Here is a 14,750-nt window from a genome sequence, read left to right as displayed (position 1 = left end):
GGTATCGCCCACTGGTGATAGATGGGTCAGTAGCTCAGTCGGTTAGAGCACCGTCTTGATAAGGCGGGGGTCGTTGGTTCGATTCCAACTTGACCCACCAACGATTACCTCGGGGGATTAGCTCAGCTGGGAGAGCACCTGCTTTGCAAGCAGGGGGTCGTCGGTTCGATCCCGTCATCCTCCACCACCGCTTTTGTGGATGGTTGTCGATACAGCAAGGTTCATGACAGAGTATAGGGCACAGGACAACAACGGTTGACCTGGCGCTAGATTCAACGAAGAGTGTTCTTTTTAAAGAATACTGCTCGTTGGGTTATGCAACCCACGAATTGCTCTTTAACAATTAGGAAGAAGCACAACGAAGGTGTGTTGTCTAATAAACGCAAAGCGATTAGTCGCCTTGTGATGACAATACACGGGTTGTGATTGCAACAGAACAAATTATGTTCAACGAAAGTTCTCAAAAATATAGACGTTGTTCGATCTTCGGATTGGATGACAGCTAAGGATTGATGAACGGCAACAACGTATACTCATATTCCTATAACAGCATCAAGCGTTATAGGATCAAGCGAATAAGTGCATATGATGGATGCCTTGGCGATCACAGGCGATGAAGGACGCGGTAGCCTGCGAAAAGCTACGGGGAGCTGGCAAACAAGCTTTGATCCGTAGATGTCCGAATGGGGAAACCCACCGTAGTAATACGGTATCCCATGCTCAATACATAGGCATGTGGAGGCGAACCGAGTGAACTGAACCATCTCAGTAACTCGAGGAAAAGAAATCAACCGAGATTCCGGAAGTAGTGGCGAGCGAAACCGGACCAGCCTGGATGTTTTAGCGTAGTGAATAGTCGAATGGAATGGAAAGTCCAGCCGTAGCAGGTGATAGCCCTGTAGGCGAAATTCAGTACGTGGAACTAAGCATCGAACAAGTAGGGCGGGACACGTGAAATCCTGTCTGAATATGGGGGGACCATCCTCCAAGGCTAAATACTCGTGATCGACCGATAGTGAACCAGTACCGTGAGGGAAAGGCGAAAAGAACCCCGGAAGGGGAGTGAAATAGATCCTGAAATCGTATGCATACAAACAGTAGGAGCACCTTCGTGGTGTGACTGCGTACCTTTTGTATAATGGGTCAGCGACTTACATTCAGTGGCAAGCTTAACCGAATAGGGGAGGCGTAGCGAAAGCGAGTCCGAATAGGGCGATTCAGTCGCTGGGTGTAGACCCGAAACCAGGCGATCTATCCATGGCCAGGTTGAAGGCACGGTAACACGTGCTGGAGGACCGAACCCACTAATGTTGAAAAATTAGGGGATGAGCTGTGGATCGGAGTGAAAGGCTAAACAAGCCTGGAGATAGCTGGTTCTCTCCGAAAACTATTTAGGTAGTGCCTCGTATATTACTGCCGGGGGTAGAGCACTGTTATGGCTAGGGGGTCACAGCGACTTACCAACCCATGGCAAACTCCGAATACCGGCAAGTACAGTACGGGAGACAGAGCACCGGGTGCTAACGTCCGGACTCAAGAGGGAAACAACCCAGACCGCCAGCTAAGGTCCCTAACTATGGCTAAGTGGGAAACGAAGTGGGAAGGCATAGACAGTCAGGAGGTTGGCTTAGAAGCAGCCATCCTTTAAAGAAAGCGTAATAGCTCACTGATCGAGTCGTCCTGCGCGGAAGATGTAACGGGGCTAAGCCATAGACCGAAGCTGCGGATGTGTACTATGTACACATGGTAGGAGAGCGTTCCGTAAGCCTGTGAAGGTGTTCCGTGAGGAATGCTGGAGGTATCGGAAGTGAGAATGCTGACATGAGTAGCGATAAAGGGGGTGAAAAGCCCCCTCGCCGTAAGTCCAAGGTTTCCTGCGCAACGTTCATCGGCGCAGGGTGAGTCGGCCCCTAAGGCGAGGCAGAGATGCGTAGCTGATGGGAAGCGGGTTAATATTCCCGCACCGTCGTAGAGTGCGATGGGGGGACGGATTGCAGAATGTTATCGGGGTGTTGGATGTCCCCGTTGGCGCATCATAGAAGGCACTTAGGCAAATCCGGGTGCGTAATTCAAGGGTGTGACTGGATAGAGCTTCGGCTCTAAACTAACTGGAAGCAGTTCCAAGAAAAGCCTCTAAGCTTCAGCTCTACGAGACCGTACCGCAAACCGACACAGGTGGACGGGATGAATATTCCAAGGCGCTTGAGAGAACTCAGGAGAAGGAACTCGGCAAATTAATACCGTAACTTCGGGAGAAGGTATGCCTCATTAGTGTGATGTGCCTGCGCACAAAGCATGAAGAGGCCGCAGTGAATCGGTGGCTGCGACTGTTTACTAAAAACACAGCACTCTGCAAACACGAAAGTGGACGTATAGGGTGTGACGCCTGCCCGGTGCCGGAAGGTTAAGTGATGGGGTGCAAGCTCTTGATCGAAGCCCCGGTAAACGGCGGCCGTAACTATAACGGTCCTAAGGTAGCGAAATTCCTTGTCGGGTAAGTTCCGACCTGCACGAATGGCGTAACGATGGCCACACTGTCTCCTCCTGAGACTCAGCGAAGTTGACATGGTTGTGATGATGCAATCTCCCCGCGGCTAGACGGAAAGACCCCATGAACCTTTACTGTAGCTTTGCATTGGATTGTGAACCGGCCTGTGTAGGATAGGTGGGAGACGTTGAAGCGTGGTCGCCAGATCGCGTGGAGTCATCCTTGAAATACCACCCTGGTCTGTTTGCGGTTCTAACCTAGGTCCCTTATCGGGATCGGGGACCGTGCATGGTGGGCAGTTTGACTGGGGCGGTCTCCTCCTAAAGTGTAACGGAGGAGTTCGAAGGTACGCTAGAGACGGTCGGAAATCGTCTTGATAGTGCAATGGCATAAGCGTGCTTGACTGTGAGACTGACAAGTCGAACAGGTACGAAAGTAGGACATAGTGATCCGGTGGTTCTGTATGGAAGGGCCATCGCTCAACGGATAAAAGGTACTCTGGGGATAACAGGCTGATACCGCCCAAGAGTTCATATCGACGGCGGTGTTTGGCACCTCGATGTCGGCTCATCTCATCCTGGGGCTGTAGCCGGTCCCAAGGGTATGGCTGTTCGCCATTTAAAGAGGTACGTGAGCTGGGTTTAAAACGTCGTGAGACAGTTTGGTCCCTATCTGCCGTGGGCGTTGGATATTTGACGGAGCCTGCTCCTAGTACGAGAGGACCGGAGTGGACGTACCACTGGTGTATCGGTTGTCATGCCAATGGCATTGCCGAGTAGCTACGTACGGAAGAGATAACCGCTGAAGGCATCTAAGCGGGAAACTCGTCTGAAGATTAGATATCCCGGAGGCTTGACCTCCCTGTAGGGTCGTCCGAGACCAGGACGTTGATAGGCTGGGTGTGGAAGTGCAGTAATGCATGTAGCTAACCAGTACTAATTGCCCGTGTGGCTTGATCCTATAACCCTTGAGGTTGTAGTGAGTTAAGTTGTTGACCACAGAACGTAATATTGAAGTGCAGCGCAACCCGCGCTCGACACCTTCGTAACCGCTGCTAGCTGATCCGTACTGATCGCTAGTGGTGTGCTTCTTCCAATTGGCTGGGGCGTCCCTTAAAAAGACGACTCGGCAACCAGTTACGCTTGACGACCATAGCGAGGTGGTCCCACACCTTCCCATCCCGAACAGGATTGTGAAACGCCTTTGCGCCGATGATAGTGGACGGACGTCTGTGAAAGTAGGTCATCGTCAAGCTCTTATTCCTCAAAACCCCCGCAAGCGCACCGCTTGCGGGGGTTTTGTTTTATGCGTCGCCCACGCACAGGCCAGCGGCACACTCTGATGGCATCATAGAAGCGGCGTTTCTTACGTCGTTTCTTTTATCTGTATGGTGGTAGCTCTGCCACTGTCATACGGTTAATGCCCAAAGTATGGGTAAAATAGTTCGGTATAGTTATTGTTAATGCTTGTTTCAGGAGAACCGAATGAATCAGCCTATTAGCCCCGAGCTTGAACCAGGCTTGTCGCTGCGCAAGATTACGCACATCTGCTATGGCTTGTTTTCTTTGGCTATGATCAGTGCAGGTATCTTCGGTGCTGCAGCTGTAGCAGCTGTGATTCTGGCTTACGTCAAACGCGGTGATGCATCGGGCACAATTTATGCCAGCCATCTGGATTGGGTCATCAAGACTTTTTGGTGGGGCCTGTTGTGGATGGTGCTGAGCGCTTTGCTGACGACCATCTTTATTGGTTGGGTAACCGCGCTGGTAGCCTTGGTCTGGATTATTCATCGCTTGATCAAAGGCTGGCTGGCTTTGGCGGGTGGTCAGGCCCTGGGGCACGATTACTAAGCAGATCTAGTATGAAGATTGCTCTGGCTAGGCCAGAAAGAGGTAATTTAAAAGGTGCTCTGATGAGCACCTTTTTTTATGTGACCTAGTTTTGTGATGTCGTTTCGATCCGCTTTGAACTGGATCTGCCTTGAGTGTCCTGGATATACAGGCTGACTCCGCCTCATGGCATGACTGGCAAGCTGTGTTCTTTACCCTGTGCAAGCCTCACGGAAAAACCATCAAGACGTTTTAACCGCGTTTCAGAAAGTCTCGCTATACAAGGCAGGGCGTGCACCGTTTCAAGCCTTGCATCCGGGCGATGCCTTGGCTAGTTCCGAGCCGTTTCCTGCATGGCTGGATTTATCTCTATCTATGGGCGCTCAAAAGGGAAGCCTCAGGGTGCCAGCAGGTGGATCTGCTCGATGTGCATATGATGCATACATTCACGCAGCAGCAGTAGGTAAATACCCAGGTTCTGATTGTTAACCAGCTGATGGATATTTTCCAAAGAACCAGCGTTAATCATTTTCAGACTGACGGCCCCTTGGCTGGCGGCGGCATACAGGGTGAACAGGTCGTCAATCGTGTCCCGATTCAGGATGATGTGCTGCTCTCTGCCTTGGGCCTGATGGAGCCAGGTGCCAAGTTCTTCTGCGAACTCACTGGCGGCAAATACCATGAACTGACGCAGGTCCAGGCTGGCTGGCATGATGGCGTCTTCTACGACTTCGATGGCATGTTCCAATTGCGCTGCGCGTGAACTGGAGTCTGAAAAGCAGCTGGCCAACAACTGGACTCCGCTTAGTTCCGGGAAGTGCTCGGTATGTACAGGGGCGCCTTTATGAGCCAGGCTGATTTCGGCATGATCGGCACTGAAATCCAGGATGGCCACTTGTGCCTGGGGATGGGCGGCTTGCAGGTTTTGCAGCAGTACTGATGTACTGGTTGGAGGTGGTGGTCTGGAGCTTTCTGACATAAATATCCTTAAGGTATTTCAATCCGTGTGCTCTTGCTCTCCTGCTTGCTTGAATAGAGCCAAAGCAAGATGCCGTTGTGTGTCGTGATCCACGATGGGGGCCGGGTAGTGTTGTCCCAGCCTGAATTCGATAGGGAGCTGCTTGGCCTGCCAGGGTGCGTGAACAGCCTGCTTGTCCAGCGACGCCAGCTCAGGCACATAGCGGCGTATGAATTGTCCGTCTGGATCAAATTTACGTGATTGGGTGATGGGATTAAAGATGCGAAAGTAAGGCTGTGCATCGCATCCCGTGGAGGCGGCCCATTGCCAGCCTCCCACGTTAGAAGCCATGTCGTAATCAAGCAGCTTCTGGGCAAAGTACTGCTCACCCCAACGCCAGTCTATCAGCAAGTCTTTCACCAGAAAGGAGGCGCTGATCATGCGTAGCCGATTGTGCATATAGCCTGACTGGTTCAACTGGCGCATGGCGGCATCAACAATTGGATAGCCGGTCTGGCCGTCTTTCCAGGCCTGAAACCAGTCTTCGCGATTAGGGAAGGGTAGATCCTTGTAGGCGGGTTTGAAGCTCTCTGTGGCTGTCTCAGGGTGGTGCCACAGGAACTGCTGGTAGAACTCTCGCCAGATCAGTTCGCTAAGCCAGGTAGCCGAACCTTCAGAGTCGCTGGGCCAGGCCAAAGAGACGGCTTGGCGAATAGATAGCGTGCCAAAGCGCAGATGTGGGGCAAGATAGGAGACGCCTCGTTTGGCCGGAAAATCCCTGAGCATCTGATACGCGTGGATTCTGGGTTCGAATTGCTTCAGCAAGGTCTGAGCTCCTTGCCAACCCGCAGGGTTCAGCAGTTTTGCGCGAGACTCTCCCTGAAAGCCCAATTCGTCCAATCCTGGTAAAGCTTGCTCAGGTAGCACAGCCCATTGCCCTTGCGAGCAATCATAGGCCTGGACATCCTCCGATTGGATACGTGCCAGCCAGTTCCGCTTATAGGGCGTAAAAACCGTATAGGGCTGCTTTTGCTGTGTCAGGATTTCATCTCGCGCAAAAATGACCTGGTCCTTGAAAAGCTGCAGCTCCACGCCTTGTGCAGAGAGGGCATGGCTGACAGTCTGATCCCGAGTGATTGCCGCAGGCTCATAGTCCTGGTTCGTATAGACGGCTTTTGCATTCAGGCTGCTCGCCAGCTCTGGGATTTTTTGCATAGGATCGCCGTAAACCGTAATCAGTTCGCTGCCATACTGGCGCAGTTGTTCCTGAACCTGCAGCAGGCTGTCGTAGATAAAAGCCAGCCGTATATCATCGGCGGGCAGGGACTTCAGAATTGTGCTGTCAAAAACAAACACACAGGCCACGGGCAAACCGCTTTTCAAAGCATGGTGCAAAGCTGCGTGGTCGTGCAGGCGCAGATCCCGGCGCAGCCAGCATAGAACACGTGGGGCTTGATCAGGAGGGGCAGAGGTTGACATCGACATGAAGACGCGAATTCAGGGGCTTGATGATGCCACATGAAAAAGGGCCGCGGCTGAAAGCTCAGCGACGCGGCCCGATATTGCCAGAGGTGCCCAGGCACCCCACGCTTATTTCAAGTGAGTGCTGACCAGCTTGGTCAGTTCAAACATGGAGACCTGGTCCTTGCCGAACAAGGGGCGCAGCTTGGCGTCGGCGTTGATGTTGCGACGGTTCTTGGGATCCTGGAGATCGTGCTTCTTGATGTATTCCCAGATTTTCTTCGTAACTTCAGTACGCGGCAGCGCGCCAGGGCCAATCACAGCAGCCAGGGTCGGGCTAGGAGTGAGTGGTTTCATGAAGGCTGCATTGGGTTTGCGGGTAGCAGGCTTTTTTTCAGTGCTGGCCATGAACGGAACTCCTGAGAAACGAGTTGAAGGGGCGGGTTATGCGCTAGGGCACGACTTGTCTGTCAGCATACCGTGATACCCCCTATACGTCCAAGCCCTTTGTGCGTAAGAGCTTTTCCCGTCTGTAAGCAGATTTTCCAGTGTTTACAGGCTGCTGCAATGCACTATTAATTTGGGCTCGGGATTCCTGGGCCAATCATGCGCAGCACAGGTAGCTGTAGCATAATGGTGGATTCGGCCTGCTGAAAGGCAATTGTGGCACCTGTTGCTTTATCGACGGTTCAAAGCACAGGGCCTTTGTTTGATATTGAGTAAAGATATGAGCCCTACTGTGGATACCCTGGTCATTCGTCGTCCTGATGATTGGCATTTGCACCTGCGTGACGGTGCTGTGTTGGAATCGGTCTTGGGCCATACTGCGGCACAATTTGACCGGGCTATCGTCATGCCCAACCTGACCCCGCCCGTTACAGCCACCGCACAGGCTCTGGCCTACCGCGAGCGTATTCTGAGCGCCCTGGCCAAAACCGAGTACGTCGGCAAGTTTGAGCCTTTGATGACTTTGTACCTGACGGACAATACTCAGCCTGAGGAAATCGTTCGCGCCAAGGAAAGTGGGTTTGTGCATGGCGTGAAGCTGTATCCCGCCGGTGCCACCACAAACTCCGATGCAGGCGTGACAGATTTGCTGAAGAACTGTTCCAAGGTGCTGGCCCAGATGCAGGAATCGGGAATGCCTTTGCTGATGCACGGTGAGGTCACGGACCCCAGCATCGACTTGTTCGACCGCGAAGCCGTATTCATCGAGCGTGTGATGATTCCCATGCGCAAGGCTTTTCCCGAACTGAAAGTGGTGTTTGAACACTTGACCACGGCAGAGGGTGCCGCTTATGTGAGCCAGGCCGATGGCCCGGTTGCCGCGACGATCACGGCGCATCACCTGCTCTATAACCGTAATGCCTTGTTCCAGGGTGGCTTGCAGCCACATTGGTACTGTTTGCCGGTCCTGAAGCGCGAGAAGCACCGTCAGGCTTTGGTGGATGCCGCCACCAGCGACAGCAATCGTTTCTTCCTGGGCACAGACAGTGCACCGCATTCGCGTAGCCGCAAAGAGCAGAGTTGTGGCTGTGCGGGCTGTTATACCGCGCTGCACGCCATGGAGTTGTACGCGTCGGCTTTTGACAAGGCCGGACGTCTGGACCGCCTGGAAGCCTTTGCCAGCCTGAATGGCCCTGCCTTCTATGGTCTGCCGGTCAATGAAGGAACAATGACTCTGCAACGCAGCCAGTTCACCATTCCTGAGTCCGTGGAAATGGCTGGTGAGCCATTGATTCCTCTGGCTGCCGGTCAGGCTCTGGACTGGAGTGTGGTGAGCTAAGGATGAAAGAAGCCGCCCGATTTCAGTGTCTTTGATGGCGCTGAGTCGGGCAGCTCCTGATACCTGGTTTCACTGCGAGATAGCTCCGTGGAAACTGCTTTTCTTGATATAGCGTGGTCTGCCTTGGCAGTTCGTATGGCCGCCACCGCTTTGGTTGTTGTTCTGGTTTCGTGGTCAGTCGGGGCATTTGGCCCCTTGATTGGTGGTGCGCTGGCGGGCTTGCCCATGGTATTGGGCCCCGGCTTTTATTTTCTGTCCCAGCAGTTTCCTGCCGATTATGTGCAGCAGGCGGCAACCTATGCCGTGTATTCGCTAAGCGCGACTCAGCTGTTTTTGCTGCTCATCATTCTTTGCGCACCCACTTTGTCGCCCTGGCGCACCTTGTTGTGTGCGGTAGCTGGTTGGGCGGTGGCGGCCTTGCTCCTGTCCTTTATGCCCGTGCAACCTGTTCTGGGGCTGGCTTTGTTTATTGCTGTGACTGCATTCAGCTTGCGTGTTTCGCGTCGTCTGGCCGGCATGAAAGGCAGCAGCAAAGCGAAGGCGGGCTGGGGCTTGCTGATATTCAGAGGGGCTTTGGCAGGACTTCTGGTCGCTATCGTGACCACCAGCAGTTCTTTGCTGGGGCCGAGCTTGTCCGGGCTGATTATGGCTTTCCCTATTGGCTATACCGTGGTGGCGGTGACCATCCATCAAACCTTAGGTGCGGCAAGCTTGGTAGCGACCTTGCGTTCAGCGTTGTGGGGGACAGGCAGTCTGGCGGGGTTCTGCACCACGCTGGCGCTGACTTTCACGCATTTGCACTGGCTGACAGCCTTGTTGCTGGCTGCCGCCGTGTCGATTGCGATTACCTTGCTATTGGTGTTTCGCCCCTGGGCTCGCCGGGGTTAAGCACTTATTCTGCGTCGAACAGATCCTGACCCTGCGTGTTGCGTGGAGGCGTTAGCCCCAAGTGACGCCAGGTGTTCAGGGTAGCAATGCGGCCCCTGGGAGTACGTTGCAAAAAGCCGTGCTGGATCAGGTAGGGCTCGATCACATCTTCGATCGTGTCGCGCTCTTCGCCAATGGCTGCGGCCAAGCTGTCTACCCCTACTGGACCACCGTCGAATTTATGCACGATGGCTTCCAGCAGTTTTCTGTCCATCAAATCCAGGCCTTGCGGGTCCACTTCCAGCATGGACAGGGCAGCTTGAGCACACTCGGTATGGATAATGCCGCCGGTTTTAACTTCGGCGTAGTCGCGCACCCGGCGCAAGAGCCGGTTGGCGATACGTGGTGTGCCGCGTGAACGGCGGGCAATTTCGTAAGTGCCTTCATCGGTTGTGCTGACATTAAGCAGCCCGGCACTGCGCGCCACGATATGCGTCAGGTCTTTGACGTCATAGAACTCCAGGCGAGACACAATGCCAAAGCGGTCGCGCAAGGGATTGGTCAACATGCCAGCGCGAGTGGTGGCACCGACCAGGGTAAAGGGCTGCAAATCCAGTTTGACGCTGCGGGCGGCCGGGCCTTCGCCAATCAGGATATCAATTTGAAAGTCTTCCAGCGCTGGATACAGAATTTCCTCCACGACGGGGGACAAGCGATGGATCTCGTCAATAAACAGAACGTCGTTGGGTTCCAGATTGGTCAGCAAGGCAGCCAGATCACCGGGGCGTTCTAGTACGGGGCCGGAAGTCTGGCGCAGGTTCACCCCCATTTCATGGGCAATGATGTGAGCCAGGGTGGTTTTACCCAAACCGGGAGGACCAAACAGCAAGACGTGGTCCAGCGCTTCCTGGCGCTGGCGCGCAGCGGCAATAAAGATTTCCAGCTGTTCGCGCGCCCGGGCTTGCCCGACATAGTCCTCCAGCATCTTGGGTCGCAAGGCGCGTTCGATGGACTCTTCGTTGGGTGACAAGGGTTTGGGCGTGATGATGCGCTGTTCAGAAGGCAGGCTGGAGAGCGAATCGGAGTGTATGGCCATGATGACTACGCTGATTGAATATACAGTATGGTACACCAAGCACCCGCCGCCTGAGTACCAAGGAACATGGCGATGTGCATGGAGTGTCTGTGCAAATCGCTTGCCTTGTGCAGGCAGGCTAGTTTTGTGTGGGCAGGTCTAGGCTGCTTCGCATGGCATCGCGCATAATGTGGGCTGGAGTTTTCAATCGAGATTTTAGCCATGTCCCTGGAATTACCTGATTTTGCTGATGTTGTGGCCGCTGCTGAGCGCTTGGCGCCTGTGGCACACCGCACACCAGTCTTGACGTCCGCAACCTTGAACGAGCGCCTGAATGGCGAAGTCTACTTCAAGTGCGAGAACTTTCAGCGTATTGGTGCTTTCAAGTTTCGCGGTGGCTTCAATGCGCTGGCGCAGTTGAACGAGCAGCAGAAAAAAGCAGGTGTCGTGGCTTTTTCCTCTGGCAATCACGCGCAGGCGGTGGCCTTGTCGGCCAAGCTTTTGGGTATCCCGGCCACCATTATCATGAATTCGGATGCTCCGGCTGCCAAACTGGCTGCAACGCGCGGCTATGGTGCCAAAGTGATCGAGTACGATCGCCTGACCCAGGATCGTGCCCAGATTGCACAAGAGTTGGTGGATCGTGAGGGGCTGACCTTGATTCCTCCCTTTGCACATCCCGATGTCATCACGGGGCAGGGGACGGCTGCATTGGAGCTGTTTCAGGACGTGCCGGACTTGCAGCAGTTCTACGTTCCCTTAGGAGGCGGTGGCTTGCTGTCGGGCTGCTTGCTGGCTGCCAAGGCCATGGCTCCGGCTTGCGAAGTCTTTGGTGTGGAGCCGCAGGCAGGGGATGATGCCCAGCAGTCCTTGCGCAGTGGGGAGATCGTCAAGATTGCGCCACCTGCATCCATTGCTGATGGGGCGCTGACCCAAGCTTTGGCACCGATGACATTTGAGTTGATTCGCAGCATGGTGACGGATATTTTGACGGTGCTTGATCCCGAGCTGGTTCAGGCCATGCGTTTCTTTGCGGAACGCATGAAGATGGTGGTGGAGCCTACAGGTTGCTTGGGTGCCGCGGCGGTAATGCGGCAGGGTGATTTGCAAGGCCGCAAGGTCGGTGTGCTGATCAGTGGCGGGAATGTGGATGTGTCCGCCCTGGGGCGTCTGCTCGCTTGATGAATGGAATAGTTAAAAAAACCGGGCCGTTCATATGAACGGCCCGGTTTTTTATACATAGTCGTGTCGTATCAAGCGCGTGACAGCGACTTCAATGCCTGCTTGATCCCTTCCGACACATCAATATCATCCGGCAAGGCTTTGACAGCAATACTGGCCTCCTTGTTGGAGTAGCCCAGGGCTTCCAAAGCGTGCAACACATCATCACGGCTATTGGGAGTGGCGCTGACGGCGCCACCGCTGCCCAGGTCTGCACCCAGCTTGCCACGCAGTTCCAGCAAAAGACGCTCGGCGGTTTTCTTGCCTATGCCTGGAATCTTCACCAGACGGGAAGTCTCCTGGCGGGTAATAGCATCGGCCAGCTCTTCAGCACTCATGCCCGAAAGCAAGGACAGGGCCGTGCGGGCGCCAATGCCGGTGACTTTGATCAGTGCCTTGAAAGTGCTGCGCTCGTTCAGGCTGGAAAAGCCAAACAGCACGTGAGCATCTTCACGAATGGCCAGATGGGTGAACAGATTGACCTGCGCGCCCAGTTCCGGCATTTGGTAGAGCGTACTCATGGGTACATCGATTTCATAACCAACCCCACCCACATCCACACAGATGGTAGGCGGTTGTTTTTCGATCAAGGTACCCCGGATGCGACCTATCATGACGTTCCTTCTGGATAGTTAACCCAAGATCCGGCCAGCGCGAATGCGACGGCGCGGCCCGGTGGTGATGGCTCCGCTTTTTTGCAGGCCGCCCACCACACTGCTGTGATGAGCATGGCTGATGGCGCAGGCCAGGGCATCGGCCGAGTCCGGCGCAGGCAGGCCGTTCAGCTGCAGAAGCCGCTGTACCATCAGCTGGATTTGTTCTTTGGCAGCATGGCCGCTGCCGGTGACGGTTTTCTTGATCTGCAAGGCCGTGTACTCATGCACATCCAGCCCACCTACCGCCAGCGCACACAAGGCGGCACCCCGAGCCTGTCCCAGCAAAAGGGTCGAGGCAGGGTTGCTGTTTACAAAGACTTTTTCGATGGCAGAGGTATCGGGCTTGCTTTGCTCAATCACTTCCGTGATGTGAGTCAGAATCAGCTTTAGTCGCTCTGCCAGAGGCAGATCAGGCGGGACCACAATGGTCCCGCTGGCCACATAGCGCAAGCTGGGCCCCTGGGCGTCGATCACTCCGAAACCAGTGCGACGCAAGCCAGGGTCTATGCCCAGGATTCGCATATTAGTGACGGAAGTGGCGTGTGCCGGTCAGGACCATGGCAATTCCACGCTCGTTGGCGGCGGCAATGACTTCGTCATCACGCACGCTGCCGCCGGGTTGAATCACGCAGGTGGCGCCCGCTTCGGCAACCACATCCAGACCATCGCGGAAGGGGAAGAAAGCGTCGGACGCGACAGCCGAACCCTGCAGGGTCAAGCCAGCGTTTTCAGCCTTGATGGAAGCGATGCGGGCAGAGTCCACACGGCTCATCTGGCCAGCACCTACGCCCAGCGTCATGCCCTGACCGCAGAACACGATCGCGTTGGATTTCACGTACTTGGCCACGTTCCAGGCAAACAGCATGTCTTGCATTTGCTGGGCGCTAGGTTGGACTTGCGTCACGACCTTGAAGCCTTCGGTGTTATCGCGGAACGTGTCGGGTGTTTGTACCAACCAGCCGCCACCGACACGCTTGACGTCAAACGCGTTGTGAGCCTGGCCGGGCTGAATGCTCAGCACGCGCACGTTCTTTTTCGCGGCAAACACGTCCAGAGCACCTTGAGTGTAGGAAGGTGCCAGCAGCACTTCCACAAACTGGCTGCTGATCGCCTGGGCAGCGGCTTCGTCCACTTCGCGGTTGAAGGCAATAATGCCGCCAAAGGCCGACGTTGGATCGGTTTGGAACGCTTTGCGGTAGGATTCCTCGGCGGTTTCGCCCAGGGCTACACCGCAAGGATTGGCGTGCTTGACGATGACGCAAGCGCCCGCGTCAAAGCTGCGTACACATTCCCAGGCGGCATCGGCGTCAGCAATATTGTTGTAGGACAGTTCCTTGCCCTGCAATTGCTTGTAGCGACCCAGCAGACCTTCGCCAATGGTGCCGTCTGTGTAGAAAGCCGCGCTTTGGTGCGGGTTCTCGCCGTAGCGCAGAGTCTGCTCCTGTTTGAGCTGAATGGTCAGCACATTGGGCCAGGTGTTCACTTCGGGGGCGCTGTCCTGGGCAGGCTCGGCTTGAGCCAGACTGCTCAGGTAAGCCGCGATGGCACCGTCGTAAGCGGCGGTGTGGGCGTAGACCTTGGCAGCCAGTTCCAGACGCAGGCCGTAAGAAGGGTGACCAGCAGGGCCGTCCATATCAGCCAGCACGCGTTCGTAATCGACGGGGTCAATGACGACACAGGCGCCGCCTTCAGGCGTGCCGTGGTTTTTGGCAGCAGCGCGCAACATGGCGGGGCCACCAATATCAATGTTCTCTACCGCATCGGCAAAGGTGCAACCAGGCTTGGCAATGGTTTCACGGAAAGGGTAGAGGTTGACGACCAGCAGATCGATACGGTCAATGCCGTGCTCTTCCAGAGTCTTCAAGTGTTCGGCGCTGTCGCGACGGGCCAGCAGGCCACCGTGAATTTTTGGATGCAGTGTTTTGACACGGCCATCCAGAATTTCTGGCGAACCGGTGTGCTGGGCCACTTCGGTAACAGTCAGGCCGGCCTGGGCCAGCAGCTTGGCCGTGCCGCCAGTGGATAGAAGCCGCACTCCCCGCTGGGCGAGTGCTTGGGCAAATTCGACAATACCGGTTTTGTCGGAGACAGAGAGAAGAGCTGTCTGGATTTTCATGGAAGGTGAGACGTGAGAGTTAGGAATCAGGGTTGCAGATTGTGGGCGCTGAGCTTCTTGCGCAAAGTACTACGCGTGATGCCCAGCATTTCTGCGGCCTTGGATTGGTTGCCCGCGGATTTCTCCAGGGCAACTTGCAGGACAGGCCGTTCCACGCAGGAGATGACCATCGACAACAGATCGCGTGGCTCGGATTCGCCCAGATCGGCGAAGTAGCGTTCGAGGCGTTCACGTACGGACTGTTCTAGTGGGTTGGTCGTTGACATTTTTTTCTGAAGGTATACGTAGTACTT

The 14,750-nt window shown here is 55.0% G+C and carries 12 protein-coding genes, 2 tRNA genes and 2 rRNA genes; 8 read left to right on the top strand and 8 right to left on the bottom strand.

What is annotated here, in order from left to right; genetic code table 11:
- The first annotated feature begins 23 nt into the window (after positions 1-23).
- From CPY64_RS13220 to CPY64_RS13200, 5 genes are all read left to right on the top strand, one after another.
- A tRNA-Ile gene (locus tag CPY64_RS13220) sits at positions 24-100 on the top strand.
- Positions 101-111: 11 nt separating this feature from the next.
- A tRNA-Ala gene (locus CPY64_RS13215) sits at positions 112-187 on the top strand.
- 378 nt (positions 188-565) lie between these two features.
- Positions 566-3,448 (top strand): 23S ribosomal RNA (locus tag CPY64_RS13210).
- Between the two features lie 181 nt (positions 3,449-3,629).
- A 5S ribosomal RNA gene (rrf, locus tag CPY64_RS13205) occupies positions 3,630-3,742 on the top strand.
- A gap of 230 nt (positions 3,743-3,972) precedes the next feature.
- Positions 3,973-4,338 carry a DUF4870 family protein gene (locus CPY64_RS13200; protein WP_042486956.1) on the top strand — a complete coding sequence of 122 codons (366 nt, stop codon included), beginning with the start codon at positions 3,973-3,975 and terminating at the stop codon, positions 4,336-4,338.
- Between the two features lie 376 nt (positions 4,339-4,714).
- Here CPY64_RS13200 and CPY64_RS13195 read toward each other — a convergent pair whose 3' ends face one another.
- The 3 genes from CPY64_RS13195 to CPY64_RS13185 all read right to left on the bottom strand — a co-directional run bounded on the left by CPY64_RS13195 (position 4,715) and on the right by CPY64_RS13185 (position 7,144).
- Positions 4,715-5,296: a hypothetical protein gene (locus CPY64_RS13195; RefSeq protein ID WP_042486958.1), complete on the bottom strand. Its 582-nt coding sequence runs from the start codon at positions 5,294-5,296 to the stop codon at positions 4,715-4,717.
- Between the two features lie 18 nt (positions 5,297-5,314).
- Positions 5,315-6,760: a cryptochrome/photolyase family protein gene (locus CPY64_RS13190; protein WP_226791380.1), complete on the bottom strand. Its 1,446-nt coding sequence runs from the start codon at positions 6,758-6,760 to the stop codon at positions 5,315-5,317.
- Positions 6,761-6,865: 105 nt separating this feature from the next.
- Positions 6,866-7,144 (bottom strand): SWIB/MDM2 domain-containing protein, encoded by a 279-nt coding sequence (locus tag CPY64_RS13185; RefSeq protein ID WP_042486959.1) that lies wholly within the window; start codon positions 7,142-7,144, stop codon positions 6,866-6,868.
- 319 nt (positions 7,145-7,463) lie between these two features.
- Between CPY64_RS13185 and pyrC the strand changes: the two genes are divergently transcribed.
- On the top strand, positions 7,464-8,522 hold the full coding sequence (gene pyrC / locus CPY64_RS13180) for a dihydroorotase (RefSeq protein ID WP_042486962.1): 1,059 nt from the start codon (positions 7,464-7,466) through the stop codon (positions 8,520-8,522).
- Between the two features lie 135 nt (positions 8,523-8,657).
- A complete protein-coding gene (locus tag CPY64_RS13175; RefSeq protein WP_042486966.1) occupies positions 8,658-9,410 on the top strand; it encodes a hypothetical protein in 753 nt (250 codons plus the stop codon).
- A gap of 4 nt (positions 9,411-9,414) precedes the next feature.
- Here CPY64_RS13175 and ruvB read toward each other — a convergent pair whose 3' ends face one another.
- Positions 9,415-10,485 carry a Holliday junction branch migration DNA helicase RuvB gene (gene ruvB, locus CPY64_RS13170; protein WP_003803078.1) on the bottom strand — a complete coding sequence of 357 codons (1,071 nt, stop codon included), beginning with the start codon at positions 10,483-10,485 and terminating at the stop codon, positions 9,415-9,417.
- A gap of 201 nt (positions 10,486-10,686) precedes the next feature.
- Here ruvB and CPY64_RS13165 point away from each other — a divergent pair, with 201 nt between their 5' ends.
- A complete protein-coding gene (locus tag CPY64_RS13165; RefSeq protein WP_042486968.1) occupies positions 10,687-11,646 on the top strand; it encodes a threo-3-hydroxy-L-aspartate ammonia-lyase in 960 nt (319 codons plus the stop codon).
- Between the two features lie 71 nt (positions 11,647-11,717).
- Here the strand turns inward: CPY64_RS13165 and ruvA are convergent, their stop codons facing one another.
- Genes ruvA through CPY64_RS13145 form a run of 4 tightly spaced genes read right to left on the bottom strand, consistent with a single transcriptional unit; the run spans position 11,718 to position 14,723 of the window.
- Positions 11,718-12,299 carry a Holliday junction branch migration protein RuvA gene (ruvA, locus tag CPY64_RS13160; protein WP_026484735.1) on the bottom strand — a complete coding sequence of 194 codons (582 nt, stop codon included), beginning with the start codon at positions 12,297-12,299 and terminating at the stop codon, positions 11,718-11,720.
- 18 nt (positions 12,300-12,317) lie between these two features.
- A complete protein-coding gene (gene ruvC / locus CPY64_RS13155) occupies positions 12,318-12,863 on the bottom strand; it encodes a crossover junction endodeoxyribonuclease RuvC (protein ID WP_003803085.1) in 546 nt (181 codons plus the stop codon).
- Between the two features lies 1 nt (position 12,864).
- Positions 12,865-14,457, bottom strand: coding sequence for a bifunctional phosphoribosylaminoimidazolecarboxamide formyltransferase/IMP cyclohydrolase (gene purH, locus CPY64_RS13150; RefSeq protein WP_026484736.1), 1,593 nt, complete (start codon positions 14,455-14,457; stop codon positions 12,865-12,867).
- A 26-nt stretch (positions 14,458-14,483) separates the two neighbouring features.
- Positions 14,484-14,723 (bottom strand): helix-turn-helix domain-containing protein, encoded by a 240-nt coding sequence (locus tag CPY64_RS13145; RefSeq protein ID WP_003803089.1) that lies wholly within the window; start codon positions 14,721-14,723, stop codon positions 14,484-14,486.
- Positions 14,724-14,750: the final 27 nt, after the last annotated feature.

The sequence above is a fragment of the Alcaligenes faecalis genome (assembly GCF_002443155.1).
GTDB lineage: Bacteria > Pseudomonadota > Gammaproteobacteria > Burkholderiales > Burkholderiaceae_B > Alcaligenes > Alcaligenes faecalis.
This window is presented reverse-complemented; position numbering and strand designations above follow the sequence as displayed.